Raw genomic sequence first — 25,826 nt, 5'->3', positions numbered from 1 at the left:
TAAATCTATTCTAATCTTTTTTTTCAATTCTAAAACCTACATCAGTTATACCTTCAAGTTGTTGTACACCTGGAACTTTTCCTGATTCTCTAACAGCTTGTTTGATATGAACTTTGTATTTTCCTTTAAATTTAACGTCCTCTTTATAAAAGAGTTTACTTTCTTTTATATCTGTAAACCCATTACCCATTAAAGTTCCGTCAGGATGTGCCATTTGGTACTCGAGGGTATCTACTTTGGTGAATCCACTTTGGGTTTCAATAGCAACAATCAAAAATATATTATTGAAAGGATAATTATTGTTATCCCTTAAATTTACAAATAAATTGTATCGTTTGGTTGAATCTAATTCTGGTAAATTAAATGTTACAATACTGTCTTTATGCCAAGCAGATCCAACAGATTTGTATTCATCAAATACTCTTTTTTTATCGCATGAAAAAAGAAGTATAGCCACCAAAAGAAGAATTCCGCTATTTTTTATTCTCATTTTTTGTAATAATTATTGGTTTTCTAGGGCCAGCTGGTTTTTTATCGTCCGCAGCATTATTGTTTGGCTTATTGTTATTTCCAGCTGGCTTATTGCCTTTTGGATTTTGATTTTTTGGTGCTTGATTTTTGGGAGCAATTGCAGGAGCTGCAGCAGCATTTTCTCCAATAGTTTTGCGTTTTTTAGCTGGTTTTTTCTTTCTTTTAGGTTGGTCAAAACGAGTTAAGCTTTCTTGCCCCATGGCGTTATTGAAGTCTTTTTCAGGCTCTTGAGTAACCTCTATTGCAAAATCTTCTAGAGAAGAAACTTTGTTTTTAAGTTTGTTTTCAGCAATGATTTCTTTTACCTGATCGATTTTCAAAACATGCCAATTTGCAAAGTTATTCGTATAAGCAAACCACATTAATCCTTTAAAAATATCCTGTTTTTGGCAAATAGCATCGCCTTTTTCAGTGACTAATTTAGTATCATAGTCTGGAAAATCTTTAAGAGCATCCATATAAGTGTCTAGCTCATAATTTAAGCAACACTTTAATTTTCCGCATTGTCCAGCTAATTTTTGTGGATTTAAAGATAATTGTTGGTAACGTGCTGCTGAGGTGTTTACGCTTCTAAAGTCAGTTAACCAAGTAGAACAACATAATTCTCTTCCGCAAGAACCAATTCCTCCTAAACGCGCTGCTTCCTGACGAAAACCAACTTGTTTCATTTCGACTCTGGTACTGAATTCTTTAGCAAAATCCTTAATTAAAAGTCTAAAATCGACTCTATCATTTGCGGTATAATAAAAAGTGGCTTTAGAGCCATCTCCTTGAAATTCAATATCTGAAATTTTCATTTCTAGTTTTTGAGCAATCGCTAATTCACGTGCACGAACCTTCATAGGCTCTTCTTTCTCACGAGCTGCCGACCAAATGTCGATATCTTTTTGAGAGGCTTTGCGGTAAATTTTAGGAACTTCGTTGCTCGTTGGATTAACTCCTTTTTTCTTCATTTGAATTTTCACCAATTCGCCTGTAAGAGTTACAATTCCTATGTCATGTCCTGGAGACGCTACAGTTGCAACGATATCTCCAATACTTAAAGTTAATTTATCTACGTTTCTAAAAAATTCTTTTCTACCGTTCTTAAAACGTACTTCAACACAATCAAAAGGAGCTTCTCCGTTAGGTAAACTCATGTTAGAAAGCCAATCAAAAACAGTTAATTTATTGCAGCTATCGGTGCCGCAAGTCCCATTATTTTTACAACCCTTAGGTGCGCCACCATCAGAAGTTGAACAACTTGTACATGCCATAGTTTTATATGTAGTGTTGCAATTAATGCAACTTAAGTTCTTAAAAAGATTAATGTGTAAAGATAGTATTTTTTTTAGTTTGCTTTTTAATGGATTAACACTAATGCTACGTTAAATACAAAAGGCACTACTATTTAAGATAAAATTAATGGTTTTTGTTGTGGTATGAAACTTGATTTATCAAGAAAATTCTTTTGCTATTTATTTGTCTTAGTTAAAAGAACTTACTGTTTTAAGAATAGTTTTTATTCAAAAAAGCTATTATGATTATTCTTAAAATAATTATTTAAACTTATATTCGGATTGTGTTTGTAGGTTTTATCTTCAAAGATTAACCTTGATTATTGATCAAAAAAATATAAATTCAGTTAAAAAAGACACAACTCTTACTGATTCTGTTACTTTAGAGTCACAAAACTCTGAAATTAAGCAGATTGATAAGGAGCTAAAGCCTTAGGCGATGCAAGGAAAATATCAAAAGAAATTGGTAGACCTGAATGATGATGGGCGAACAGATATTATAAATACTTACAAATGCGGAGAACCTAAATGTGTTGAGGTGTATTTAAACATAGGTAACACATATAAAAAAGTAGTAAGTGGAGTATTCGGGATTAGCAAGTTGCAAGAAATCTCAAGCAAAAAACAATTACAATTGATATTACGTCATTGTTGCGTTGAAAGCCCTCAAATGAGTCTAGACGCTTATTTGGGTTTGGTAAAAAAGTTGCTTTAGTAGAAGAAAACTATGTATTAACAAATGATGGATATGTAGAAGATAAGAATACAATGTTGCTTCCAGCAGTTTATTTAGCAGAACCATGTTTTGTAAGCAATGTAACAGATAATTATAATGTGCATTATGCTTCAACGATAAAAGAAACAGGCAAATAAGGAATCGAGGATTTTGTTTTTATCTGTGAAGAAGGCACTAACGTTATAGCAAAATTAAAACAAAACTCAACTATTTAAAGTACTTGCAGAGAAAGTTGAAGCAGAGCTTACCTGGCTTTTGTAGAAATAGAAAAGAGTGCCATTGCTGGAGAATGTAATCCAGTTAATTTTGATTTTAAAGAGCAAAAATTGCGAGGTTGGATAAGTGGTAAACTTACAGAGAACATTGCCGAAAAATAAATTGCAATATCATGTAAATTCATAAAATTTTTAATTGAAGATTGTGGGTTGTCAAAGTGTAGGTGAAAAAGGAACTTTATTTCTATTATTAAACACTAAGTTTGTGAGCCTTTTAAAGAATAATAGACCAAATACATATTAAAAATACTAATTAACAGAATAATAATGAGTAAATTAAAAAAAGAGAATGAAATTTGGGGACAATGGATTACGATTGGTAATTACCGAAACTATCCTGAATTAGTAAATATGTTAGCTGATTTTGTCGGTGATAATATTTTGGGATTTGTTTATATTGACCATGAGGCAGGAACAACATTAGAGATCGTAAAGCTATTTAATAATGTTGATGGCAAAATACTATTTACTGACTGCCCGTATGATAAGGAAATTAGAGTTATTATACGTCATGCTCAATTTTCACAAACTCTTTATCAAGTAATACAAGATAATTTTTTAGGAGATTACGAATTAGTTAAGCCATTGTATATCAAAAGCTACGATAGAGATGATTTAACTGAATTTCGAAAGGATGTAACTCTCGATCCTTTTAGGGCTGAAGGTTTCCCTGACGATATAAAAATATTGTTATTTTCAAAAGATTCTGATACAACACCCGAATTAGTTTGGGGTCGTATTATAAAGTATAATCATTTAAATAAAACGGGATTATCCCAGCTAATGGTTCAACCAAATCAAGATTTTGGGATAAACAAGAATGAAGGACTGGCTTTTGCAATGACAGAAGTTGAGGATGAAGTATGGATTATTGGCATAATAATCGATAGAAAAGTAAAAATTGAAAGTAAACCATGGTGGAAGATTTGGTAAGTCATTCCTAAAACGCATTTGCAAAAGCAGTGGAAAAGAATGTAAGGCTAGCCGTTTTTCATAAAATTTAAAGAGCCATGATTTGTGGCTCTTTAAATTTATAATAAGTAAAATATCCTCTAAGTTTGTTTAACCGTAATGATCTTTACCGGGCAAGCTTTCGCTGCTAATTCGCAACTTTCTACAATGGCGTGATTAGGTGACTTTAAAGTAAAAAAGCCTTTTGCATTTACTGAATGTATCAAAACTGATTTTCCATCTTTTTTTGACATCTGAAAATGTAAAGGATCCATTTCTACACAGTAGTTACAGCCAATGCACTTGTCTCTTTGTAGTGTAACAATAACCATTAGGCTTCAACAATTTTATATAATTTATCAGACATTCTAATTCTGAAAGGTAATTTGAAAGTACAATCATCTCCTTTTGTGGCTTTATCGGCTACAATGTCGTTTACATACATTTCGTCGATTACCATTTCTTGTGCTCCTGTACTAGGTCCAGTTACAAGAATTCGATCTCCAATTTTAATGTCGTAGGCTTCAATTTTAAACTGCCCAACTTCAGCCTTTGGGAAGTAATGTGTTCCTTTACCCACATACACTTTCTTTTGGGTTGCTGCTGATCCCGGAATATCACTCCATTCTCCTAATTCTTGCCCAAGATAATATCCTGACCAAAAACCGCGATTGTAAACCGTGTTTAAAGCTTCCATCCAAATGGTGATTTTTTCCTTTGAAAAAGTTTTATCGTAATAAGAATCAATAGCTTCTCGATAAGTTTTTATTACTGTTGCCACATATTCGGGTGCACGACCGCGACCTTCTATTTTAAGAACCTGAATGCCCGAATCGATTACTTGGTCAAGAAAATCAAGTGTGCATAAGTCTTTAGGAGACATTAGGTATTCGTTATCTACTTCGATTTCAAAACCAGTTTCTTGGTCAATAACGGTATATTTTTTACGGCAATTTTGTTTGCAAGCACCACGATTTGCAGATGAGTTATTTGAATGTAAACTCAAATAACATTTTCCTGAAACGGCCATACATAAAGCACCATGTCCGAAAATTTCAATTTCAACTAAATTTCCGTTCGGGCCTTTTATTTGCTCTTTCTCAATTTGTTCCGTGATACTTTTTACTTGACGCAAGCTTAATTCACGACTTAGAACCATTGTATCTGCAAATAAACTGTAGAATTTTATGGTTTCGATGTTGGTAACATTAAGTTGGGTCGAGATATGCACTTCCATACCAATCGTTCTTGCCATTGCAATTACTGCTTGGTCGGATGCGATTACTGCAGTAATATGGGCTTCTTTGGCTTTGTTCAACAACGTTTTTACAACCGATAAATCGTGGTCGTAAATAATTGTGTTCAAAGTAAGATAGCTTCGCACATTTTTGGTGGCACAACGATTAGCAATTTCTTGCAAATCATCCATAGTGAAATTCACGGTAGAACGCGCTCGCATGTTGAGTTGTTCTACACCAAAATAAATTGAATCGGCACCATTATCTAGCGCAGCCTGAAGTGACTCAAAGTTCCCTGCGGGAGCCATAAGTTCAATTTTATTATTTTTTGTCATGATAAGTTAGTCTAAAATTTTATAGATTTTATCCGACAATCTGATTCTGAAGGGAACTTCAAAAGTAACTTTATCGCCAATTTTAGCTGTTGTAGCAGCTACTTCATTAACAATCATTTTTTCTAAAACCAATTCTTGGTTACCTGTAGTTGGTCCAGAGATTAAGATAGTGTCACCAGCGTTTAACTCTTGATTTTCGATAGTAAAAAGACCAACTTGTGCTTTTACGTAGTAATGTTCTGCTTTTCCAAGTAATACTTTTTTCACTTTTATTTTTTGGCGAATATCTGCTGGTTTCTCCGCTGTGGCTAAAGAAGTATAAGGTAGCTCACCAGAATGTTTGAATTTTAAACTATCTGATTTTCCTTTTCTAAATACTTTGTTTCCAACTTGTTTTCCAGTTCTTAATCGTACCTGATCTACCAAAGGCATATGTATAACTTCTAAACATTCTGTAGAACAGCAGTTTTCCATTGCCGATTTGCAATCATCGCATTGAATAAACAATAAATGACATCCATCATTTTCGCAATTGGTATGATTGTCGCAAGGTTTTCCGCATTGATGACATTGCGAAATAATATCATCGGTGATTCTTTCGCCCAGACGATTATCAAATACAAAGTTTTTCCCGATGAATTTACTTTCTAATCCTTCTTCTTCAAGTTGTTTTTTATAATTAATGATTCCGCCTTCTAGCTGATATACATTTTTAAAACCTTGATGTTTAAAATAAGCACTTGCTTTCTCACAACGAATTCCGCCTGTGCAATACATTACCAAGTTTTTATCTTCTTTATGATTTTGAAGTTGCTTGTTGATTATCGGCAAACTTTCTCTAAAAGTTTCTACGTCTGGAGTTATAGCACCTTTAAAATGACCGACTTCACTTTCGTAGTGATTTCTAAAGTCAACAACAATTGTATTTGGGTCTTCAAGGATATTGTTAAATTCTTTGGCTTTTAAGTGAATGCCTATATCAGTTACATCAAAAGTCTCATCGTTAAGACCGTCAGCAACAATTTTATCACGGACTTTGATGGTTAATTTTAAAAACGAGTGATCGTCATGTTCTACAGCTTCGTTTAAACGTATGCCTTTCATGAAATCGTAAACTTCTAGAGTTGCTCTAAAAGCTTCTAAATTCTCCTCTGGAATACTCATTTGAGCATTTATTCCTTCGGTGGCAACGTATATTCTACCTAAAGCATCGAGTGCGTTCCAGGCTAGAAATAAATCATCGCGAAATTTTTTGGGATCTTGAATTTTGGCATACGCATAGAAAGACAACGTTAGTCGTTGTTTACCGGCATCATCGATCATGATGGCTCTTTCTTCTGCGCTCAAAGTGTTATACAGTTGCATGCTATAAACAGTTTTAAGTTAAGAAATTATTTTGAGGTGCAAAGGTATAGAAAAAGGTTCTAAGTAGCAAAGGTTCTGAGGTTCTAAGTTTTTTAGTAGTAAAGGAATGAAGTTCTTTTTAATAAGATTTATTTTCTATTGTTTCCAGTTTCACGTTTGCGATAATTAAAAGAATTTGCTCAATCTGCTTGCTATTTAAAAAAAAATTAGAGTTTCTAAGGTTCTAGCCCAGATGGGAACGATATCCTTTTGTACCAGTTTTTGGTATAAAAGATATAGTGTACAGCTGGATTAGTTACAATTAAAATGAATGTTTTATTGCTGATTAGCAAAGTTTTATAAGTAAAGGAGGAAGGTATATAAAACAAAAAAGCACTAAATTAATAGTGCTTTTTAAATATTTTGCGTCTTTAATCCTTAGAACATTAAATATTAGCAATGTTCGTTGAATGCGTCTTGTAAATTTTCAGCAATTAATTCAGCTGGGCGACCTTCGATATGGTGACGCTCTAACATGTGAACTAATTCTCCATTTTTGAATAAAGCCATACTTGGCGAAGATGGAGGGAAAGGGAACATATGTTGTCTTGCTGCATCTACAGCTTCTTTGTCAACACCTGCAAAAACAGTGATTAAATGGTCTGGTTTTTTAGCGCCATCTAAGCTCATTTTTGCTCCTGGACGTGCATTTCTTGCTGCACAACCACATACTGAGTTTACAACTACTAGTGTTGTTCCTTCTGATTTGATTGCTTTGTCAACTTCTGCTGCACTATGTAAATCTTGAAAACCTGCAGTTGTTAATTCAGCTTGCATTGGTTTTACCATTTCTTCTGGATACATATTTTTATTTTTTTAGTTTAACTTTTTTGAATTGCAAAGTTACAAAGTTTAAAAACAAGAACTTTAATTCCACTATAATGTTTTGTTATAGTTTAGTGTTTGTTTTTAAATCAAATCGTATAGTATAACATTCTTTGACCTTTCTTCTACTTTGCGGTTTTTTAGGAAGCTAAGAATCTGGAATCTCTAAAGTGCTGTTTTATTTTTATCAGGAAATTTATAATTGTATTGTTTCAAGCGACCATTTATACTTGACGTTTTATGTTTAGTTGTTAAAACGGTTGATTTATTTTTTTCGGGAACTTCGATGGTTGAAAGATAACTGCTTAAATATTTTTTAAGCAGTTGTATATTGTCAACTTCAACCGAGTAAACTACTCTTTTGCCTTCATTTTTTATAATTACAAGATTTGCTTTCTTTAATTCTAATAAATGTTTAGATATTGTTGATTGTGCCAAGGGAATTAATTCAACGATTTCACCACAAGTCCTGTTATTTTTTTTCCAGAGAAGGGTCATAATCTGAATTCGGGTAGGATGCCCAAGTGCTTTGCAAATTCCTCCTATTGCTTTTGTCTCGATATCAAAGTCTAAGTGTTTAGTAACTCCCATAAATTTACCAATTAATTTATTATCGTTATTGAACGATTACACTAAATATACATTAGTCTTAATTGTAAAGTTACAAAGTTTAAAAGGAAGAATTCTAATTACTTGATAAAGTTTTTGTAATAGTTTAAAGTTTGTTTTTCAACCAAATATAATACTATACTTTCTTTCAAATTTTTCTACTTCATGGCTTTTTCAGCAGGGAGAATCAGGAGTATTTACATTGTCTGTTTAATTATCTTGTCATGAAATTGATAATTGTATTGTTTAAAATGGCTATTTCATCCTCTTATTTTATGTCTGGTTTCTAAAACGGTAATCTTATTTTTTCTATTGTTTTGTCTCGATATCAAAGTCTAAGTGTTTAGTAACTCCCATAAATTTATCAATTAATTTATTATCGTTATTAAACGATTATGCTAAATATACATTAGTCTTATTTGTAAAGTTTAAAAGGAAGAATTTTAATTACTTGATAAAGTTTTTGTAATAGCTTAAAGTTTGTTTTCAACTAAATATAATACTATACTTTCTTTTAAATTTTTCCTATTGCATTTGTTTCTATATCAAAATTTAAGTGTTTTGTAACTCCCATAATTTACCAATTAATTTATTATTGTTATTGAACGATTACATTAGACCTATATTATTATAGCTTTTATTACTCATTTTTTCTCTTTACTTTGGTTTGATTACTATTACTAGAGGTCAAACCTTAGTTTTCTTCAATAATGAATTGAACATTATTTAGAATTTGCAAAGTTAAATTCGAACAAGCCTTCCTAATCGCCTCAATAAAACCTTTTAAGAAAAGAATAAGACATTCTTATTCAGGAAAACATATGGCTAAATAGTGCTCAAATTGATAAGCTGCCTTTTTAATTTGTAGAATGAATCTCATTTTTAAAGGTATTTACTCCTTTTTTCGATAAAAGATATCCTAGTAAATTTTAGAATTATATGGAGTTATGTTGGCATAAAAAAAATCTGTAAAGTCAGGAGACTTTACAGATTTAAGCGTTTTGTTGATTATAGATTATTTGGCAAACTTTTTTTGGTATGGATAAGTTTCGTAAATTGTATTGTCTTCATTAATAGTAAATCCCTTTGCTGCATCTTCTCTTGCAATTGTAACTAAGGCAACCACTTCTTCTTTGGGTTTTCCTAATTTTAGCCAACAAATTGCTTTATAATATTTTGCATCTGAAAATTGTGGGTAGATTTTTAATGCTTTATCAAAAATTGCAATTGCTTCATCCCATTTTTGTAGTTCATTTTTGGCTATGGCCTGATAAAAGTATGCAGTAGGATGTTCTAATTGTTGTCTGTTCTTATAAATATCATTTACATAATCATCAAAAACTTTTTCCGCTTTATCATATTCGTTTAATTGTAAATAGCAAAGTCCGATATAAAAACTATAGGTATGATCCATTATATAACCATTTCCATAAAGTTTAATGCATTCTTCCAGATCTTTGATCGCTTCTTTATATGTTTTTAAAAAAATGCATTTTATAAAACCCCTGTAAGGAAGCCATTCCTGTTTATTATATAAAACAGCTTTGTCTAAAAATGACATTCCAACTTCGTACTTTTTACATTTAAAATACGGCATGGCTTTTTGTTGCCACAAATAAGCTATCGTACTGTCTTTTTTAAACCTTTATCAATACAACTTTGCCATTCCTGCATTTGGAAAACGTAGTTGTATTTGTAAGCACAACTATCTAAAGATTGTTCAATAGTTAAGATTTGAAGTTAAGGTTTGTTTGAAAGAAAAACTACTCTAAATAACGCTTTAATAAATGGTGTTTTAGGACACTTTAAAATAACTTTAATATCTTCAGTGAAGCTAGTTTCTTCGTCTAAGAACTTAAAAATCAATGGTGGATTTCCTTTCTGGAAAATGTCTGAGAAAATATGACTTCCTAGTTCATTATTCCTGTCGAGAATATCTAATAAAAGCAAATCATAAAACCAGAATTTATTTTTTTTATGAAATTTCCTAAAATCGGTTTGAGTTTCAAGAAACGACACTAATTGGGTAGATTTTTTATCCGTTTTTTTGAACGTGTACCCCGTGCTTGCTTTTGTCCAGCCACCTGCTGTACCAATATTGAGTACACGTTTGGTGTTTCTTTTCCAAAAGGGGTAACATGTCATCGGAATACTTCCTTTTTCTTTCTCAACTATCTCGTAATCTTGAATACCTAAATTATGAATATAGTTTTTAATTTCTGATTCGTATTCCTGTTTTTCTAAAAGGGTATGAGAAAATAAGGTATATTCTACTAAAGCTTCTTTTTTTGATGTTGGTAAAACATACATGAAGCGTGTGTTGTTTTTTTGTGCAACAGAAAAATCCATGAAAGTAACTTCTTCTGGATTAAGAAGATCCTGTTTGCTTTTGATGAACCAACCTATAAAATGCTGTTGTAAGACAGGATATTGTTGTTGGTTTTCGATTAATGTTTTGTTATAAATGCTATTTAAAAGTTGATTGCAAGTAAATGTATCAGTTGAAGTAGCTATAAAAACATGTGTGTCGAGCTCGTTAATATCGGTTACTTTGTCGTTAAGAAAAGTAATATCATTTTGTTCCTTGATAAGCTCAAAAACAAAATTATAAAAGTCCAAACTACGAATCTGATTGTATTGATACGGACTTAAATCTAAATCTCTTTTAAAGCTTTCATTAGCAAATAAAGCGGTATCCCATTTTTTTGAAATGACACTTTCCCAAATTGATGGCTCTTTTTGCCAAAAACACCAAGTCCTGTCATTGGTTTTCTTTGAATCCTCATCAATTAATAAAATAGTTTTTCCAACAAACTTCCCAGATACCACCATCTTATAAACTGTCATCATTGCTGATAAACCAGTTCCTGTAAAAATGTAATCGAAATGCTTCATGTTTTGGAGGTACTATTTTTATCAAAAATAGGTAATTTTTATTCGTTGGGTTTAATCAGGAGATAATTTAAAAACATAGAATTCTTTTAACCATGTAAGTTATTTAAGAAAATATAAGTTTAAACGCTTCATTTAAATAGATTTATATTGCTAGCTTTTATCCTGTTTTTTCAGTTTGGACAAAATCAGTTCTAAGTCTTTAGCATTGCAATAGTTTGTGTCTTGGAATATAATTTCATTTTCGGAATTTAAGACACAAATGATTGGATAAGTTAATTGATTATTAACGGTTCCTAATTGAATTGCTAATTCATTAACTCCGCTTGAATTTCCATTTGGTTTATAGTGGAATGCCCGATTATTAAAACGAATTGTTCTTTTTTCTTCAGCATGAAAATCTATAAAATAGAATTCATTATTGAGTTGTTCTATTATTTTTTTGTTTTTAAAGGTCGAATTCTTCATTGCCTGACAATACTTACACCAATCGGTGTGGATAAAAACGATGACTTTCCGCTTTTGGATTTGCTGTAAACTGTCTATTTGTTCAAACGAATAGGAGCGTAGTTGAGCAAATCCAGTGGAGTTAATTCCTATAAAGAAAATGATTAGAATTAGCTTTTTCATTTGTTTTGTTTTTTGCCAGCGATAATTTAACCGCAAAGTACACAAAGTCCCGATAGCTATCGGGATACGCAAAGTACATAAAGGATTGAAATTCTTTTAATTTTTATAATCTGTGGCATAAGTTTTTTATCTCAGGTTATAGCGCAATCCGAAGAAACTGCGTATTCCTTGATTTGGAGCATAAACATAAGTTGTGTCAAATGTCATTCCGTACGGGTTACTTTGTGTTACAAGTACTTTTCCGTTTGGGTCATAATCTACATTTTTATCAAAAGGATCGTTGGTTCTCGAAATCAGGAAGGGATTGTTTCGTTTAGGTGTAAAGTTAAGAAGGTTTTTGATTCCTATATATAACTCGAAATTTTTCCAACCTGTATAGGTAAACTGAATATTTTGTAAACTATACGAAGGTGAATTTGGGCTTCTCGGGTCGTTATCACCTAATAAAGGTAATTTCATTGGGCTATATAAATTTACAGTATAGTCAATTGCTAAATCAATTGGATTAATTTTATACGAAGCACTCCAAGTTGCTGTAAATTTCTCCGTTAGATATGGTCTTTCACGGATTCCATTTTCAATATTTGTAACATCCATGATCGTTGCGCCAGCAATTAATTTTAATCCGTTATTGAAATTAACGTCAATGTTTGTGCTGATTCCCTGACTTACAGCGTGCCCATTAATGTTATCATATATAATTTTGTTCGGATCAGTTTCATAATCCGCAATTATTTTATTGCTAAAACGAGTGTGAAATGCAGTAGTTTCGATACCAATAAATGTTCCACTGTTAAAGTATATTTTCTTGATGTAATTTATGTTAGCATTGATTGATTTTTCAGGATTTAGATTATTAGCAATGATAACTTCTCTTGATCCAGTTAAAGCGGCGTGGTCTTCTGTAAATAAATTCACTACTCTATATCCTGTTCCTGCGTTAAATCGAAGGATATTGTTATCATTGAATTTTAATTTATAAGCAAATCGTGGTGTTATGATATTCCCATGAATAGAGTTGTAATCGTAACGAAGGCCTAAAAGTATTTTGTGTTTTTCGTTGAATGTTATTTCATCTTGCAAGAATATACCAGGTAGCCATGTTTTGTCTGGATTGTTTTTTCCTTGCACTTGTGTAGATGTGGTATTGTCGTCATAATAAGTGTAACGTGAAGCAATTCCGGCAAGTAAATCGTTATTTCTGATTTTCTTGTCCCAAGTAAGTTGGGCAAAACCTATTTTTTGGTTGGCAATATAAGAGGTAGTTCCGTAGCGGCTGTCTTGATAATGTAGATTACCAGAGAATGAAAATATCAATTTTTCATCAGTTGGTAATTGATAACTTCCTATAAGTTCGCCGCGTTTGGTATAAACGCTTTCTCCATAAATTTCATCACCACCTCTGTATTTTTTCTCCCAACGTAGATCTCCGCCCCAACGATCTTCATACATTCCGCGTCCTGCAATAGTGAAGATTCTATTTTCTTTCCTTTTAAAAGTCCATTTTTGAAATACTGATATGCGATCCTGAAGCGTAACATCTGTAAAACCATCATTATCATTGTCAATTTTTTGGTTGTAATTAAAATAATTAATTCCCAATAAAGCTGTTGCATTTTTTCCAGCATTGAATTTTACTCCTAAATCTACATTTGTTTCCAGCCAACTTGTTGTAAAAACATCAGCAGAGAAAACGGGTGCATTGCTGGCACTTTTTGTTATAATATTTATCAATCCACCAACAGCCTCACTTCCGTATAAGGAAGATGCAGGACCTTTTACAATTTCTATTCTTTCAACCAGTGAATTCGGAATTCCTGATAATCCATAAACGGTTGATAAACTGCTCACAATTGGCATTCCATCAATCATTACTGCAGTATAAGGACCTTCGAGACCATTTATATGAATGTCTCCAGTGTTACAAACACCACAATTTAGTTGAGGTCGTACTCCATTTACATTTTGTAAAGCTTCATAAATATTAGCTGTTGGGTTTTTCTTAAAAAATACGGGTGTGTAAACTTCTACAGGAACAGCACTTTCTAAACGTTTTACGGCTTTTAATGTTCCCGAAATTACGACTTCATTTAGCTCATTTTCATTACTTTTTAATTCAAAATCTAAAGTCAAAGACTCATTTTCTTTAATAATAATATTCTTAGTTATTGTTTTTTGACCAAGTGATGAAATTTGAATTTTATAATTGCCTAGCGGAATAGCTTCTAATTTGTAATTGCCTAAACTATCCGTTTGGGTTTTATAATTAATTTTTAGTATTTGAACATCTGCTTGTTGAGTTTCTGAATTTTCGATAGATACTTTTCCTGAAATTGAAGTGGTATTTTGTGAAAAAGAGACCTGAAGCATTAAAAACAGTAGTATTGTAAATAAATATTTCATTTTATATAAATTATATTTTAGACAAATCTAAAAATTATATTTGATAAATACACTTTTAATGATTAAAATATATTTAAACATTAAAAAAGCGGCTCATTATTAAGAATGAACCGCTTACCATCTCAATTGCAAACCAAAACAATTCAGATTAGATAAAAACCAAAATACTTAAAATGATTTTGTGATTATGTTTTAAGAAAATATTCTTCTATAAGTTCCTTGTTTATTATAGTACCAGCTACAGATCCTGTTGAAACTGCTAGAGCTAGCGAACGACCAAATGTGCTATTGTCACCTGCTGCATAAATGCCTGCAATAGTTGTTTTTTGAAATTCATCGACTTTTATTAAGCCTTGTTCTGTTATTTCACAGCCTAATTCTTGTGGTAAAAGTGTGTGTTGCTCAAATGGAGGTTTAGCATAAAGTGCTTTCACAGGAGTTTTAGCTCCGTTCTTAAAAATGATGCTCATTATCTTGCCTTCATTGTGTAAGAAATAATCAATTTCATTTTCTACAACAGCTACATTATTTTTTCTTAAGACTGCAGTTTGTTCTTCGGTTAGGGTTGTTTTACCGTTTGTGAAAACGGTTAAGTCTTTTGTCCAATTTGAAATCATTTTGGTAAACTCATATCCGATAGCTCCGTTTGCAATAATGCCAGTTTTTTCATTTTTCACCTCGTATCCGTGGCAATATGGGCAATGTAATATTGAAATTCCCCAGCATTCTGCAAATCCATTTATTTCTGGAAATATATCTTTTAATCCTGTTGTAAAAAGTAATTTTCTTGCTAAAAATACTTCTTTTCTTTCCGTTTGTATTTCGAAAACTGTTTCTTTTTTTAGGGATTTAATCACTTTATCTTCAACGAAAGTCACAGTTGGGTATTTTAAGACTTGTTTTTTTGCCTTAGCATTTATATCCGAAGGTTTTTTACCATCTTGAGTTATGAAATTGTGTGAATATGGAGTTTGTTGGTTGCAAGGTTTTCCGCTGTCTATTATTAATACTTTTCGTAAAGAGCGCCCCAGTGTCATTGCAGCAGAAAAACCTGAATAGCTGCCTCCAATAATTATTACATCATATATATTGTAATTTATCATGATTTTATGTTTAGTGTTTACGAAAATACTCTTGGAATAGGGAAAGGGTCTTTGTCTGGGAAAATACCATTTTGATAAGCTATAATTTCATCTGGGGTGCAAAGGCATTTCTTAAGTTCTTCAAGTATTTTATCTTCGTTCATTTTTTGACCTATAAAAACAATCTCATTAAGACGGTCGCCAAAATCAGTTGTCCAACGCTCTTCGATTACATCTTGATAGTCGACGAAGTTATTAAACGTCATTCGTTCACCAAGAGGCATACTTGCCCACCAAACACCTGCACCTTCAGCTTTCATTGAGCCGCCAGCTTGGCTCCAGTTAATGGCTTGTTCAGGACGTGATGCCAACCATAATAATCCTTTGCTTCTAATTATATTTGCAGGAAATTCAGATTTAATAAAATTCCAAAATCGTTGCGGATGAAATGGTTTTGGATTGCGAAAGACAAAAGAATTAATTCCGTATTCTTCAGTTTCAGGTGTGTGAATTCCTTCTAGTTCTCTAATCCAGCCAGCTGAAGTTTCAGCTTCTTCAAAATTAAATAGTCCTGTGTTTATAATTTCAACGGGATTTATTTTTCCTAAAACCGAAGTAAGTATTTTGGCAACGGGATTTAGTTTATGAATGGAAGCTTTAAGTATTTCGAGTGAGTCAACACTTATTAAATCGGTTTTGTTTAGAATAATAACATTAGCAAATTCTACCTGATCTACTAATAGATTGACAATTGTGCGATTGTCATTTTTAATATCAGATGCGTTTCGGTCTACGAGTGTTTCATCAGAACCAAAGTCTTTAAAAAAATTATAGCTGTCTACAACAGTAACCATTGTATCAACATAACTAAATCGTGACAAATCAATGTTTTCATCCTCATTTACAAACGAGAATGTTTGGGCAACTGGAATGGGTTCGCTTATACCAGTACTTTCGATAAGCAAATAGTCAAAACGGTTTTCCTTTGCGAGTTTTTCAACTTCAATCATTAAATCTTCACGTAAAGTGCAGCAAATACAGCCATTACTCATTTCGACCAATTTTTCTTCTGTGCGGTGTAATGTATGCTCATTCTTTACAAGTTGTGCATCGATATTTATTTCGCTCATATCATTTACTATTACGGCAACTTTTAATCCTTCTTTATTGTGGAGAATATGGTTGAGTAAGGTAGTTTTTCCAGCTCCAAGGAATCCACTTAACACAGTTACAGGTAGTTTTTTCATTGTCGTTATTTTTTATGGCTTCTGTAGTTTATATAATGACCAATTATCATCCCAATTCCTCCAATAAAGATTAGGTAGGTGTGAACATCTAATATAATTTCTATAATTATGCTTATAAAAATTAGTGCTATTGATAAAACCAGAATACTACTAACAGGTAGAGTCGCTTTTTTTACTATTTTTATAACTGCAAAAAAACCGATGGATGCAAAAAGTAAATCGATTATAGGATTATGGGTTATACCAAGTGGAAGTATTGTTAATATAGGAAACACTAAACAATGTACGAGGCATATCGTTGCGCTTGAAATCCCTAAAAAGTCCCAATTAAAAGTTGTTTTTGTATTCATATTGTGTATATTAGCTTAATGCAATTATGTTGCAAATATAGAAAATTATTTCAAATGCAACAATGTTGCGTTAATATTTTATTCATGAAAGTTACCCGTAATACCGTGGCCAAAGGAGCCATTTTAGATTTAATTGCAAATTCAGATTCGGCATTATCTCATTCTGAGATTCATAAACTAACTCAGGATTTGTGTGATAGGGTCACAATCTATAGGATTTTAGATCGTTTGGTCAATGAAGATGTTATTCATAAGATCGTGAATCTTGATGGAACTATTAAATATGCTAAATGCCATCACGAAAATCATGTGCATATTCACAATCATGTGCACTTTAGTTGCGAAAAATGTTTAAAAGTTACCTGTATGGAAAATGTGCAACCAAGTTATATTATTCCCCGTAATTATAAGGTTAATGATGTCAATTTTACTCTTTCGGGATTGTGTCCGAATTGTTTATAATTTCATTTAACATTTAGGCAAGACTAAAAATAATGTTTGAGCAATGCGATTTTTACATATATTTGCTTTAATAATTTTTATGAAATGACTAAATCTCTTGAAGAAGTTAACCAATCGGTTCAAACGCAAAATAAAAAATCAGTCTTTAGAAAAATTCTAGCATTTTTTGGACCAGCTTATTTAGTGAGTGTGGGTTATATGGATCCTGGGAACTGGGCGACAGATATCGCAGGTGGAAGTCAGTTTGGATATGCTTTACTTTGGGTTTTGCTAATGAGTAATTTAATGGCTTTGTTATTACAAAGTCTTAGTGCCCGATTAGGAATCGTGACCCAACGTGATTTGGCACAAGCTTCAAGAGAAACCTATTCTAAATTCATCAATTATATATTATATATTCTTGCCGAAGTAGCCATTGCAGCCTGTGATCTTGCTGAGGTTTTAGGAATGGCAATTGGTATTAATTTGTTGTTTGATATTCCGCTCATCGAAGGGGTTTTAATTACTGTTCTGGATACTTTTTTATTGTTATTCTTAATTAATAAAGGCATCCGAAAAATGGAAGCTTTTATCATTGTTTTGGTTGCAATAATTGGGTTTTCATTTGTTTTTGAAATGATTTTTGCTGAACCAGAACTAGATAAAGTATTATACGGATTGATCCCATCTCTTCCTAATTCAGCTGCTTTATATATTGCAATCGGAATTATTGGTGCAACTGTAATGCCTCATAATTTGTATTTGCATTCCTCTTTAGTACAAACTAGGAAATTTGATCGAAGTACGGCTGGAATTAAGCAAGCATTGAAATATAACTTGATAGATTCAACTATTGCTCTTAATCTTGCATTCTTTGTAAATGCTGCTATTTTGATTTTGGCGGCTGCAACTTTTCATCGAAATGGGATGTTTGAAGTTGCTGAAATTCAGGATGCACATCAATTTCTCGAACCACTTTTAGGTACTAAATGGGCACCGGTGCTTTTTGCAGTTGCTTTAATTGCAGCAGGACAAAGTTCAACAATTACAGGGACTCTTGCAGGTCAAATCGTTATGGAAGGCTATTTGAATTTAAGAATCCAGCCTTGGGTTCGTCGTATAATAACACGTCTAATTGCTATTGTTCCAGCAGTAATTGTAATCTTGATTTATGGCGACAGTATCACCGGAAAATTATTAATTCTAAGTCAGGTAATTTTGAGTTTGCAATTGGGATTTGCAATTATTCCGCTAATACATTTTGTAAGTGATAAAACAAAGATGAAGGGGTTTCATATTAGTAGATTAACTCAGGTTACAGCCTGGATTATTGCTCTGATTATTGTATCTCTAAATGGGAAATTGGTTTATGACGAAATAAGTGGTTGGTTAGAAGCTTCAGAGAATCCTATAGTGCTTTGGGTTACTGTGGTGCCTCTGGCAATTGCATTTTTAGTTTTATTGCTTTATATTGTTTTTAAACCGTTTATTGCACGCGCAAAATCTAAGATACATAATCATTCACCTCATAATATTTCCTTGCAGTTTTCTGTGAAAGAAGCATATAGCAAAAAAAATATTGCAATTTCTGTTGATTTCTCTAGTGCCGATGAGGCAGCAATTAACAGTGCTTTAGAATTAGGCGGAATAGATGGTAATTATACTTTAATCCATGTGGTAGAAACGGTTGGTGCTCTTATGTATGGTAAAAATGTTGATGATCATGAAACAACAATCGATGAAAAACTGTTGTTAGAATATAAAGAGATGCTTACCGCAAAAGGATTTAAAATCGAGACAGAACTCGGATTTGGTAAGGCAAACAATATTATTCCGATCATTGTTAATAAAGGAAATTTTGATATTTTGGTTATGGGAACGCACGGACATACAGGCTTCAAAGATTTGATTTTTGGTACAACAGTCGATAAACTGCGTCATAAAATTTCAATACCTTTGTTTATTGTTAAAAAATAGTTCTTTTAGAGGAACAAAGATCCAAAGAGGTAGAGACTCTCTTTAAAATCTAAAATCAACATTCTAAAATCTAAAATCTAATGACCTTCTCAGAAGAAAACTACCTAAAAGCTATTTATCATTTAACTACTTCTTCTGAAGCTGAGGTTAGTACCAATGCTATTGCTGAAATGATGGAGACAAAAGCCTCATCGGTAACAGATATGCTTAAGAAATTATCAGAAAAGGATTTGATAAATTACAAAAAATACCAAGGTGTATCGCTTACTGAAAATGGAAAACTAGCAGCCAAAATGATTGTTCGTAAGCACCGCTTGTGGGAAGTCTTTTTAGTAGATAAACTTGATTTTTCTTGGGACGAAGTTCATGATATTGCAGAACAATTGGAACATATTAAATCTGAACAATTAATCAATAAATTGGATGATTTTCTTGGGAATCCTACTGAAGATCCACATGGTGATCCGATTCCTGATGCGCAAGGCCGAATCATTAAAGTTGAAAAACAATTGCTTTCAGAACTTGTAGAAAAGCAAGTTGGTATTTGCGTTGGTGTAAAAGATACCTCTTCAGAATTCTTGCAATACCTTGACAAACAAGGTATCGCTTTGGGATCTAAAATTGAATGTTTATTCAAAGAAAGCTTCGATTTGTCTTTAAAAATTAAAGTAAATCAAATGGAATTGACAATTTCTAATAAAATAGCTTCAAATTTGTTTGTGAAGTTACTTTAAAAAGGCGCTAAGATTGTAATTAACAAAGGTTTAGTTTATGTGTGAAAATAAACTCAATATTTTAAGGGTGAACGGAGTCGAAGTCCGTATACCCTTTGGCACTGCTCAGGGGGAAGTAAAGATTGCATTAAAAATTAAAAAGGTTCAAAGATTGTCTGTTTATACATAAACCGATCAACCTTTGAACCTTTGTTTCTTTAGTCCTTTGAGCCTTAAAAAAACTTAGTGTCTCAAACCTAGTGACATCCACAGTCATTTTCTCCGCAATTTCCCTTCTTCTTAGATTTCCAGAAATACTTACGAATTAAGAAAGCAATTGCTACTGCCAAAACTACAAAAGCTATAATTTCTTGTACCATGATGTATTATTTTAATAGTTGATAAGCTAATAAAGCTGTAATATAGGCGAAACCACTCATTAATACGAGTTGAATCATTGGCCATTTCCAAGAGTTTGTTTCTTTTTTTGTAATTGCAAGGGTACTTGCGCATTGTAATGCAAATGCATAAAATAATAGTAATGAGATTCCTGAAGCAAAATTAAAGATTTTTTCACCAGTTTGTGGATTGATCTCTTCTTGCATTTTGCTTTTTATTGTGGCCTCATTATCGGTACCACCTACGCTGTAGATAGTTGCTAGGGTACCTACAAATACTTCTCTAGCTGCAAAAGAACTAATAATTGCAATACCAATTTTCCAATCGTATCCCAAAGGGGAGATTACAGGTTCGATAGTTTTACCCATCAATCCGATATAAGAGTTTTCTATTTTTTGAGATGCAACAGCTTCTTCAAATTCAAAATCATCTAGAGGCTTGTCTTTGTGTCTTTCCATTACGATGGCTTCAGCTTCGTTAAAGTTTTTTCCAGGTCCGTATGAGGCTAAAAACCATAACACCACAGATATTGCCAAGATTATCTTTCCTGCGCCAAAAACGAATGCTTTCGTTTTCTCAACTACATTTATTGCAACGTTTTTAAATAATGGGGTTTTGTAGCTTGGCATTTCAACTACAAAATATGTTTTATTTTTTATTTTTAGAATCTTATTTAAAATATAAGCAGATAGAATTGCTGTTCCAAAACCTAAAAGGTACAATAACATCAGGGTTAATCCTTGCATGTTAAGGAATCCAAAAAGACGTTCATCGGGAATTACCAACGAAATGATAATTGCGTAAACAGGTAATCTAGCTGAACAAGTTGTAAATGGAGTTACCAAAATAGTGATTAATCGCTCTTTCCAGTTTTCGATATTACGAGTAGCCATAATTGCAGGAATTGCGCAGGCAGTACCAGAAATTAAAGGAACAACGCTTTTTCCTGATAATCCAAATTTACGCATGATTTTATCCATAAGAAAAACTACACGGCTCATATATCCACTTTCTTCAAGTATAGAAATGAATAGGAATAAGAACGCAATTTGAGGAATAAATATTAAAATTCCACCAATTCCAGGGATGATTCCTTGAGAAATTAAGTCAGTTAGGATGCCACTTGGTAATCTTTCTGCTGCTAATGCACTTAATGATGCAAATGCACTGTCTATAAAATCCATAGGTATTGTAGCCCATTGGAATATAGCTTGAAATATTATAAATAGAATGGCAAAAAACACTACATAGCCCCAAACCTTGTGTGTTAATATGCGGTCTAGTTTGGCACGGAAATCTGTAGCCACTGTACCGTCTACTTTTAATCCTTCTTTTAAAATATCATTTATAAATTGATATCTTTTAATCGTTTCTTTTTGTTGTAAGCGTTTTAATTCAGAGTGGGATTTGGTAAACGTACTTCTGATTTCATTTCTATCTAAATTTAAAAAGTTGACGTCCTGAGTAATTACCAACCATAATTTGTACAATAGTTGGTTAGGAAAAGCATGTTGTAAGCTTTTAAAATATTCTGGATCAATAACCGATGCGTTTAAGCAAGGTTCATTTGGAAGGTTTTTGTAGTCAACAATCAGGTTCTTGAGTTCATCAATTCCATGTCCTTTACGTGAACTTATTAAAGCAATTTTTGTCTTTAAGTGCTCTTCAAGATATGGGATATCTAGAGAAATACCTTTAGATTTCATTCTATCAGCCATATTAATAACTAATATTGTTGGAATTTCAAGGTCTTTTATTTGAGTATAGAGTAGTAAATTTCGTTTAAGATTCTCAACATCAGTAACAACTAATGCTACATCTGGATATAATTTGTCGTTTTTATTCAACAAAAGTTCAATTACCATATTCTCATCGATAGAGCTGGCGTTTAAACTATATGTTCCCGGTAAATCGAGAATGTTGGCTTTGATATTATTTGGCAATTTAGAAAAGCCCATTTTTTTCTCAACGGTAATTCCGGGATAGTTTCCTACTTGTTGATTAAGACCTGTTAATTGATTAAAAACAGAAGTTTTCCCCGTATTTGGATTACCTATTAAGGCTACATTTATATTTTGAATACTCATTGCAAATTCTATTTGATTATTTCTACTTCAATTACACGTGCTGTTTCAATGCGAATAGCTACATGTGAACCATTAATATTCAAATATAAAGGACCTCCAAAAGGAGCAATTTGAAGCAATTCGACCATGTTACCTGGTAAGCATCCCATTTCTAATAATTTCAACGGAACGAGATCAATATCAAACTCTTTGATAGTGGCTTTTTCGCCTTTTTTAAGGGAGTGGATAGAATGTTTCAAGTTTATTTAGATTGAATTAATATTGCAATATTAATCATTTAATATTTATTTGAGGTCATTTTACGCTATGGTTTCACTGTTTTAAGATATAATTCACATATGAAATCAGATTTAGCAAAATTTTTTACTCAGTGAATTAACTCTTTTAAAGGTAATTTTAAGCAGGAGAACTTATTCGGTAGACAAAAAGTTAATATCTTCTATTAGTTTTTGAATATCTTCTTTTTTGGTTCCGTCATAAAAACCACGAACTCTTCTCTTTTGATCTACTAAAATAAAGTTCTCAGTATGTACCATATCGTATAATTGATCAGGTCTTCCTAGTTTTACAGCTAAATATGATTTTCTAGCCATAGTGTAAATCTCTTTTTTGTCACCAGTAACAAGATTCCACTTGCTGTCTATAATGCCATTTTTTATAGCATATGCTTTTAGGACAGGAACACTATCAGTTTCTGGAAATACAGTATGTGAAAGTAATTTTACTTTTGGATTGTTCAAAATTGCTTTTTGAACATCGGCTAGATTAGCAGTCATTTTTGGACAAATAGAACCGCAAGTCGTAAAAAAGAAATCTGCGACATATATCTTTCCTTCATAATCTTTTTGAGTAACGGTATCACCATTCTGATTTACAAATGCAAAATCAGCAATTGTATGATACTTACTTTTATATTGCATAGTGCTATCAACCAGTTCGGGATTTACATCGGCTGGATTATAAATAGGCAATGTTCTACTAGGTTTTAATGCAGAATAAAACAACGAAATTGTAATAGCAGAAAACACGAAAAGAACCAAGAAAAATTTCCTGTATTTGTATAGTAAAGATTTCATAAAAATAATTTGGTGCAAAAGTACAAAAACCTCTTTTTAAATAAGGTAACATTGTTTTTTTTAACCAAATTAAGGCTGTGATTTTCTTTAAGTAAGGATTTAATCATTTTATTTTTTTAGAATAATTGGATATTTAGAAATTTGAAACAAAAAATCTTATTATTGTTAACATTTTATTTAAAATAATAACAATAAGTTTGTGAATACTAAACAAAAACAAAATATGAAAAGACAAATTAATAAGCATTTGTTATTTGCTATTCCTGCAGTGTTAGGATTTACAATTAGTCAAGCGCAAAGTACGACACCAAAAGCATCGGGTATTGATGTTACTTTGATGGATAAAAGAGTTAAGCCAAGCCAAGATTTCTTTCGTTATGTAAACGGAACTTGGCTAGATAAAACTGAAATTCCAAGCGATAGAAATGCATGGGGAAGTTTTAATGAACTACGTCAGAAGACTGATAATGATGCTTTGGCAATTTTAAAGGAGGCCTCAAAAAGTCAAAAGTATAAATCAACTTCAGAGCAAGGAAAAGCAATCGCACTTTTTAATACAATATTAGATACTATTGGAAGAAATAAGTTAGGGATTAAACCATTAAAACCTTATTTGACTAAAATAGACGCTATCAAAAATGTAGCAGATTTGCAGAATTTTCTAATAGAGATGGAACCTATAGGAGGAGCTGGATTTTTTGGAATTTATGTTAGTGCAGACAAAAAGAACAGTAATATTAATTCGGTTAGTTTAAGTGTTGGTAGATTAGGGTTGTCTGATAAAGATTATTACGTATCTGAAGATAAAGACTCTAAAGAAAAGCGTGCTAAATACGAACTTCATATTGCAAGAATGTTGCAGTTTATCGGAGAGTCTCCACAAATGGCTAAAGAGAGTGCTGCTCAAATTTTAGCATTAGAAACAGCTATGTCAGCTCCAAGATTAGACCGTGTAGAGCGTAGAGATGGAAGATTGCAATATAATCCAACAGCAGTAGCCGATCTTAAAAAGATGACACCAGCAATTCAATGGGATAAATATCTTGCAGGTATAGGAATGGCAAAAGCAGATACGATTATTGTAACACAACCTCGTTACATGAAAGCGTTACAAACAATTTTCACTGAAAATAAAGTAGCTGCTTGGAAAGAATACTTAAAATGGACAGCTTTAAATAAATCAACATCACAGTTAACTACTCAAATAGAAGATGCTAACTTCGATTTTTATGGAAAAACATTAACTGGAGCGATAAAACAACGTCCTAGTGAAGAAAGAGCACTTCAGGTAATAAATCAGGCAGTTGGAGAATCTTTAGGTAAATTGTATGTGGAGAAAATGTTTCCAGCTGAAGCAAAAGTAAAAGCTGAAAAAATGATTAAGAATATAGTTTTGGCCTACCAAAATCGTATTACTAATTTGCCATGGATGTCAGCAGAAACAAAAACAAAAGCAATTGAAAAACTTAATAAAATTGCAATAAAGATTGGCTATCCTGACAAATGGAAAGATTATAGCGCTTTAGTTATCAAAGACGTATCTGAGGGAGGAAATTATTTCGAAAACAGCATCAACCTTGCTAAATGGAGTTATAATGATAATATTTCTAAATACAAGCAGCCAGTTGATAAAACTGTATGGGGAATGTCTCCACAAACAGTAAATGCATATTACAACCCATCATATAACGAAATTGTATTCCCAGCAGCTATTTTGCAACCACCTTTTTATAATTATCAAGCAGACGAGGCTGTAAATTATGGTGGAATCGGAGCTGTAATTGGACATGAAATTTCTCATGGATTTGATGATTCAGGAGCACGTTATAATGCAAATGGAAACTTGGTTGATTGGTGGACTGCAGATGATTTAAAACAGTTTACAACTTTAGGAACTGCATTGGCAAATCAATATAGTGCATTAGAACCTCTACCAGGAATTCATGTAGATGGAAAGTTTACATTGGGAGAAAATATAGGTGATCTAGGTGGTGTAAATGCTGCTTATGACGGATTACAATTGTATTTAAAAGCTAATGGAAATCCTGGATTAATAGATGGATACACTCCAGAACAACGTTTCTTTATATCATGGGCAACCGTTTGGAGAACCAAAAGTCGTGATGAAGCAATAAAAAGTCAGGTTAAAACAGATCCTCACTCTCCAGGAATGTACCGAGCCTATGTGCCGTTACAAAATGTAGATGCTTTTTATGAAGCATTCTCGATAAAATCAGGAGATGGTATGTATATAGAGCCATCAAAGCGAGTTAAAATTTGGTAGATAAATAAAAAACGGCTGTCTCTAATAAGACAGCCGTTTTTTATTTATCATTGAAACATAGATT

At 32.4% G+C, this 25,826-nt stretch carries 25 protein-coding genes; 6 read left to right on the top strand and 19 right to left on the bottom strand.

The features are described from left to right. Positions 1-10: 10 nt before the first annotated feature. Both IUY40_RS14825 and ricT read right to left on the bottom strand, forming a co-directional pair. The gene (locus IUY40_RS14825) at positions 11-490 is read right to left on the bottom strand and encodes a gliding motility lipoprotein GldH (RefSeq protein ID WP_195737643.1); all 480 of its coding nucleotides are present in this window, start codon (positions 488-490) and stop codon (positions 11-13) included. Next, a complete protein-coding gene (gene ricT / locus IUY40_RS14820; protein WP_195737642.1) occupies positions 474-1,787 on the bottom strand; it encodes a regulatory iron-sulfur-containing complex subunit RicT in 1,314 nt (437 codons plus the stop codon). The genes IUY40_RS14825 and ricT overlap by 17 nt, the downstream gene beginning before the upstream one ends. A gap of 460 nt (positions 1,788-2,247) precedes the next feature. Between ricT and IUY40_RS14815 the strand changes: the two genes are divergently transcribed. Beyond that, on the top strand, positions 2,248-2,523 hold the full coding sequence (locus IUY40_RS14815) for a hypothetical protein (protein ID WP_195737641.1): 276 nt from the start codon (positions 2,248-2,250) through the stop codon (positions 2,521-2,523). 265 nt (positions 2,524-2,788) lie between these two features. Here IUY40_RS14815 and IUY40_RS14810 read toward each other — a convergent pair whose 3' ends face one another. After that, positions 2,789-2,944 carry a hypothetical protein gene (locus IUY40_RS14810; RefSeq protein WP_195737640.1) on the bottom strand — a complete coding sequence of 52 codons (156 nt, stop codon included), beginning with the start codon at positions 2,942-2,944 and terminating at the stop codon, positions 2,789-2,791. A gap of 142 nt (positions 2,945-3,086) precedes the next feature. Between IUY40_RS14810 and IUY40_RS14805 the strand changes: the two genes are divergently transcribed. Then, positions 3,087-3,752: a hypothetical protein gene (locus IUY40_RS14805; RefSeq protein WP_195737639.1), complete on the top strand. Its 666-nt coding sequence runs from the start codon at positions 3,087-3,089 to the stop codon at positions 3,750-3,752. A 119-nt stretch (positions 3,753-3,871) separates the two neighbouring features. On the opposite strand, the gene IUY40_RS14800 is transcribed toward IUY40_RS14805, so the two are convergent. From IUY40_RS14800 to IUY40_RS14745, 12 genes are all read right to left on the bottom strand, one after another. Continuing rightward, the gene (locus IUY40_RS14800) at positions 3,872-4,102 is read right to left on the bottom strand and encodes a ferredoxin (protein ID WP_195737638.1); all 231 of its coding nucleotides are present in this window, start codon (positions 4,100-4,102) and stop codon (positions 3,872-3,874) included. Continuing rightward, positions 4,102-5,343 (bottom strand): peptidase U32 family protein, encoded by a 1,242-nt coding sequence (locus tag IUY40_RS14795; protein WP_195737637.1) that lies wholly within the window; start codon positions 5,341-5,343, stop codon positions 4,102-4,104. The genes IUY40_RS14800 and IUY40_RS14795 overlap by 1 nt, the downstream gene beginning before the upstream one ends. Before the next feature lie 6 nt (positions 5,344-5,349). Beyond that, complete coding sequence (locus IUY40_RS14790) at positions 5,350-6,708, bottom strand: rhodanese-related sulfurtransferase (RefSeq protein ID WP_195737636.1); 1,359 nt, start codon at positions 6,706-6,708, stop codon at positions 5,350-5,352. A 432-nt stretch (positions 6,709-7,140) separates the two neighbouring features. After that, positions 7,141-7,551, bottom strand: coding sequence for a BrxA/BrxB family bacilliredoxin (locus IUY40_RS14785; protein WP_195737635.1), 411 nt, complete (start codon positions 7,549-7,551; stop codon positions 7,141-7,143). Positions 7,552-7,737: 186 nt separating this feature from the next. After that, positions 7,738-8,163, bottom strand: coding sequence for a metalloregulator ArsR/SmtB family transcription factor (locus tag IUY40_RS14780; protein WP_195737634.1), 426 nt, complete (start codon positions 8,161-8,163; stop codon positions 7,738-7,740). A 1,033-nt stretch (positions 8,164-9,196) separates the two neighbouring features. After that, complete coding sequence (locus IUY40_RS14775) at positions 9,197-9,742, bottom strand: tetratricopeptide repeat protein (RefSeq protein WP_229335572.1); 546 nt, start codon at positions 9,740-9,742, stop codon at positions 9,197-9,199. 179 nt (positions 9,743-9,921) lie between these two features. Beyond that, complete coding sequence (locus tag IUY40_RS14770) at positions 9,922-11,076, bottom strand: lycopene cyclase family protein (protein WP_195737633.1); 1,155 nt, start codon at positions 11,074-11,076, stop codon at positions 9,922-9,924. A gap of 150 nt (positions 11,077-11,226) precedes the next feature. Beyond that, positions 11,227-11,703 carry a thioredoxin family protein gene (locus IUY40_RS14765; protein ID WP_195737632.1) on the bottom strand — a complete coding sequence of 159 codons (477 nt, stop codon included), beginning with the start codon at positions 11,701-11,703 and terminating at the stop codon, positions 11,227-11,229. A 126-nt stretch (positions 11,704-11,829) separates the two neighbouring features. After that, positions 11,830-14,106 carry a TonB-dependent receptor gene (locus tag IUY40_RS14760; protein WP_195737631.1) on the bottom strand — a complete coding sequence of 759 codons (2,277 nt, stop codon included), beginning with the start codon at positions 14,104-14,106 and terminating at the stop codon, positions 11,830-11,832. 185 nt (positions 14,107-14,291) lie between these two features. Then, complete coding sequence (locus IUY40_RS14755) at positions 14,292-15,209, bottom strand: NAD(P)/FAD-dependent oxidoreductase (RefSeq protein ID WP_195737630.1); 918 nt, start codon at positions 15,207-15,209, stop codon at positions 14,292-14,294. Between the two features lie 17 nt (positions 15,210-15,226). Continuing rightward, the gene (locus IUY40_RS14750; protein WP_195737629.1) at positions 15,227-16,435 is read right to left on the bottom strand and encodes a GTP-binding protein; all 1,209 of its coding nucleotides are present in this window, start codon (positions 16,433-16,435) and stop codon (positions 15,227-15,229) included. 5 nt (positions 16,436-16,440) lie between these two features. Beyond that, positions 16,441-16,785: a MerC family mercury resistance protein gene (locus tag IUY40_RS14745; RefSeq protein ID WP_195737628.1), complete on the bottom strand. Its 345-nt coding sequence runs from the start codon at positions 16,783-16,785 to the stop codon at positions 16,441-16,443. Between the two features lie 84 nt (positions 16,786-16,869). Between IUY40_RS14745 and IUY40_RS14740 the strand changes: the two genes are divergently transcribed. The 3 genes from IUY40_RS14740 (at position 16,870) to IUY40_RS14730 (ending at position 19,937) form a co-directional block, all read left to right on the top strand. Next, the gene (locus IUY40_RS14740) at positions 16,870-17,247 is read left to right on the top strand and encodes a transcriptional repressor (protein ID WP_195737627.1); all 378 of its coding nucleotides are present in this window, start codon (positions 16,870-16,872) and stop codon (positions 17,245-17,247) included. A gap of 84 nt (positions 17,248-17,331) precedes the next feature. Then, positions 17,332-19,203 carry an Nramp family divalent metal transporter gene (locus IUY40_RS14735; protein ID WP_195737626.1) on the top strand — a complete coding sequence of 624 codons (1,872 nt, stop codon included), beginning with the start codon at positions 17,332-17,334 and terminating at the stop codon, positions 19,201-19,203. An 80-nt stretch (positions 19,204-19,283) separates the two neighbouring features. After that, a complete protein-coding gene (locus tag IUY40_RS14730; protein WP_195737625.1) occupies positions 19,284-19,937 on the top strand; it encodes a metal-dependent transcriptional regulator in 654 nt (217 codons plus the stop codon). A 236-nt stretch (positions 19,938-20,173) separates the two neighbouring features. Here IUY40_RS14730 and IUY40_RS14725 read toward each other — a convergent pair whose 3' ends face one another. The 4 genes from IUY40_RS14725 to IUY40_RS14710 all read right to left on the bottom strand — a co-directional run bounded on the left by IUY40_RS14725 (position 20,174) and on the right by IUY40_RS14710 (position 23,478). Beyond that, complete coding sequence (locus IUY40_RS14725) at positions 20,174-20,296, bottom strand: FeoB-associated Cys-rich membrane protein (RefSeq protein ID WP_195737624.1); 123 nt, start codon at positions 20,294-20,296, stop codon at positions 20,174-20,176. Between the two features lie 6 nt (positions 20,297-20,302). Next, positions 20,303-22,402: a ferrous iron transport protein B gene (gene feoB / locus IUY40_RS14720; RefSeq protein WP_195737623.1), complete on the bottom strand. Its 2,100-nt coding sequence runs from the start codon at positions 22,400-22,402 to the stop codon at positions 20,303-20,305. Positions 22,403-22,410: 8 nt separating this feature from the next. After that, positions 22,411-22,641, bottom strand: a complete 231-nt coding sequence (locus tag IUY40_RS14715; RefSeq protein WP_129540266.1) for a FeoA family protein — start codon at positions 22,639-22,641, stop codon at positions 22,411-22,413. Between the two features lie 171 nt (positions 22,642-22,812). Beyond that, complete coding sequence (locus tag IUY40_RS14710; protein WP_195737622.1) at positions 22,813-23,478, bottom strand: SCO family protein; 666 nt, start codon at positions 23,476-23,478, stop codon at positions 22,813-22,815. Between the two features lie 223 nt (positions 23,479-23,701). Here IUY40_RS14710 and IUY40_RS14705 point away from each other — a divergent pair, with 223 nt between their 5' ends. Next, a complete protein-coding gene (locus IUY40_RS14705) occupies positions 23,702-25,762 on the top strand; it encodes a M13 family metallopeptidase (protein ID WP_195737621.1) in 2,061 nt (686 codons plus the stop codon). Positions 25,763-25,826: the final 64 nt, after the last annotated feature.

The organism is Flavobacterium sp. ALJ2 (genome assembly GCF_015594725.1).
GTDB lineage: Bacteria > Bacteroidota > Bacteroidia > Flavobacteriales > Flavobacteriaceae > Flavobacterium.
This window is presented reverse-complemented; position numbering and strand designations above follow the sequence as displayed.

What these genes read in the sequence shown, in the direction of transcription:
- IUY40_RS14825 (WP_195737643.1), bottom strand. Translation starts at nt 490, where the DNA reads ATGAGAATAAAAAATAGCGGAATTCTTCTTTTGGTGGCTATACTTCTT.
- ricT (WP_195737642.1), bottom strand. Translation starts at nt 1,787, where the DNA reads ATGGCATGTACAAGTTGTTCAACTTCTGATGGTGGCGCACCTAAGGGT.
- IUY40_RS14815 (WP_195737641.1), top strand. Translation starts at nt 2,248, where the DNA reads ATGCAAGGAAAATATCAAAAGAAATTGGTAGACCTGAATGATGATGGG.
- IUY40_RS14810 (WP_195737640.1), bottom strand. Translation starts at nt 2,944, where the DNA reads ATGAATTTACATGATATTGCAATTTATTTTTCGGCAATGTTCTCTGTA.
- IUY40_RS14805 (WP_195737639.1), top strand. Translation starts at nt 3,087, where the DNA reads ATGAGTAAATTAAAAAAAGAGAATGAAATTTGGGGACAATGGATTACG.
- IUY40_RS14800 (WP_195737638.1), bottom strand. Translation starts at nt 4,102, where the DNA reads ATGGTTATTGTTACACTACAAAGAGACAAGTGCATTGGCTGTAACTAC.
- IUY40_RS14795 (WP_195737637.1), bottom strand. Translation starts at nt 5,343, where the DNA reads ATGACAAAAAATAATAAAATTGAACTTATGGCTCCCGCAGGGAACTTT.
- IUY40_RS14790 (WP_195737636.1), bottom strand. Translation starts at nt 6,708, where the DNA reads ATGCAACTGTATAACACTTTGAGCGCAGAAGAAAGAGCCATCATGATC.
- IUY40_RS14785 (WP_195737635.1), bottom strand. Translation starts at nt 7,551, where the DNA reads ATGTATCCAGAAGAAATGGTAAAACCAATGCAAGCTGAATTAACAACT.
- IUY40_RS14780 (WP_195737634.1), bottom strand. Translation starts at nt 8,163, where the DNA reads ATGGGAGTTACTAAACACTTAGACTTTGATATCGAGACAAAAGCAATA.
- IUY40_RS14775 (WP_229335572.1), bottom strand. Translation starts at nt 9,742, where the DNA reads ATGTCATTTTTAGACAAAGCTGTTTTATATAATAAACAGGAATGGCTT.
- IUY40_RS14770 (WP_195737633.1), bottom strand. Translation starts at nt 11,076, where the DNA reads ATGAAGCATTTCGATTACATTTTTACAGGAACTGGTTTATCAGCAATG.
- IUY40_RS14765 (WP_195737632.1), bottom strand. Translation starts at nt 11,703, where the DNA reads ATGAAAAAGCTAATTCTAATCATTTTCTTTATAGGAATTAACTCCACT.
- IUY40_RS14760 (WP_195737631.1), bottom strand. Translation starts at nt 14,106, where the DNA reads ATGAAATATTTATTTACAATACTACTGTTTTTAATGCTTCAGGTCTCT.
- IUY40_RS14755 (WP_195737630.1), bottom strand. Translation starts at nt 15,209, where the DNA reads ATGATAAATTACAATATATATGATGTAATAATTATTGGAGGCAGCTAT.
- IUY40_RS14750 (WP_195737629.1), bottom strand. Translation starts at nt 16,435, where the DNA reads ATGAAAAAACTACCTGTAACTGTGTTAAGTGGATTCCTTGGAGCTGGA.
- IUY40_RS14745 (WP_195737628.1), bottom strand. Translation starts at nt 16,785, where the DNA reads ATGAATACAAAAACAACTTTTAATTGGGACTTTTTAGGGATTTCAAGC.
- IUY40_RS14740 (WP_195737627.1), top strand. Translation starts at nt 16,870, where the DNA reads ATGAAAGTTACCCGTAATACCGTGGCCAAAGGAGCCATTTTAGATTTA.
- IUY40_RS14735 (WP_195737626.1), top strand. Translation starts at nt 17,332, where the DNA reads ATGACTAAATCTCTTGAAGAAGTTAACCAATCGGTTCAAACGCAAAAT.
- IUY40_RS14730 (WP_195737625.1), top strand. Translation starts at nt 19,284, where the DNA reads ATGACCTTCTCAGAAGAAAACTACCTAAAAGCTATTTATCATTTAACT.
- IUY40_RS14725 (WP_195737624.1), bottom strand. Translation starts at nt 20,296, where the DNA reads ATGGTACAAGAAATTATAGCTTTTGTAGTTTTGGCAGTAGCAATTGCT.
- feoB (WP_195737623.1), bottom strand. Translation starts at nt 22,402, where the DNA reads ATGAGTATTCAAAATATAAATGTAGCCTTAATAGGTAATCCAAATACG.
- IUY40_RS14710 (WP_195737622.1), bottom strand. Translation starts at nt 23,478, where the DNA reads ATGAAATCTTTACTATACAAATACAGGAAATTTTTCTTGGTTCTTTTC.
- IUY40_RS14705 (WP_195737621.1), top strand. Translation starts at nt 23,702, where the DNA reads ATGAAAAGACAAATTAATAAGCATTTGTTATTTGCTATTCCTGCAGTG.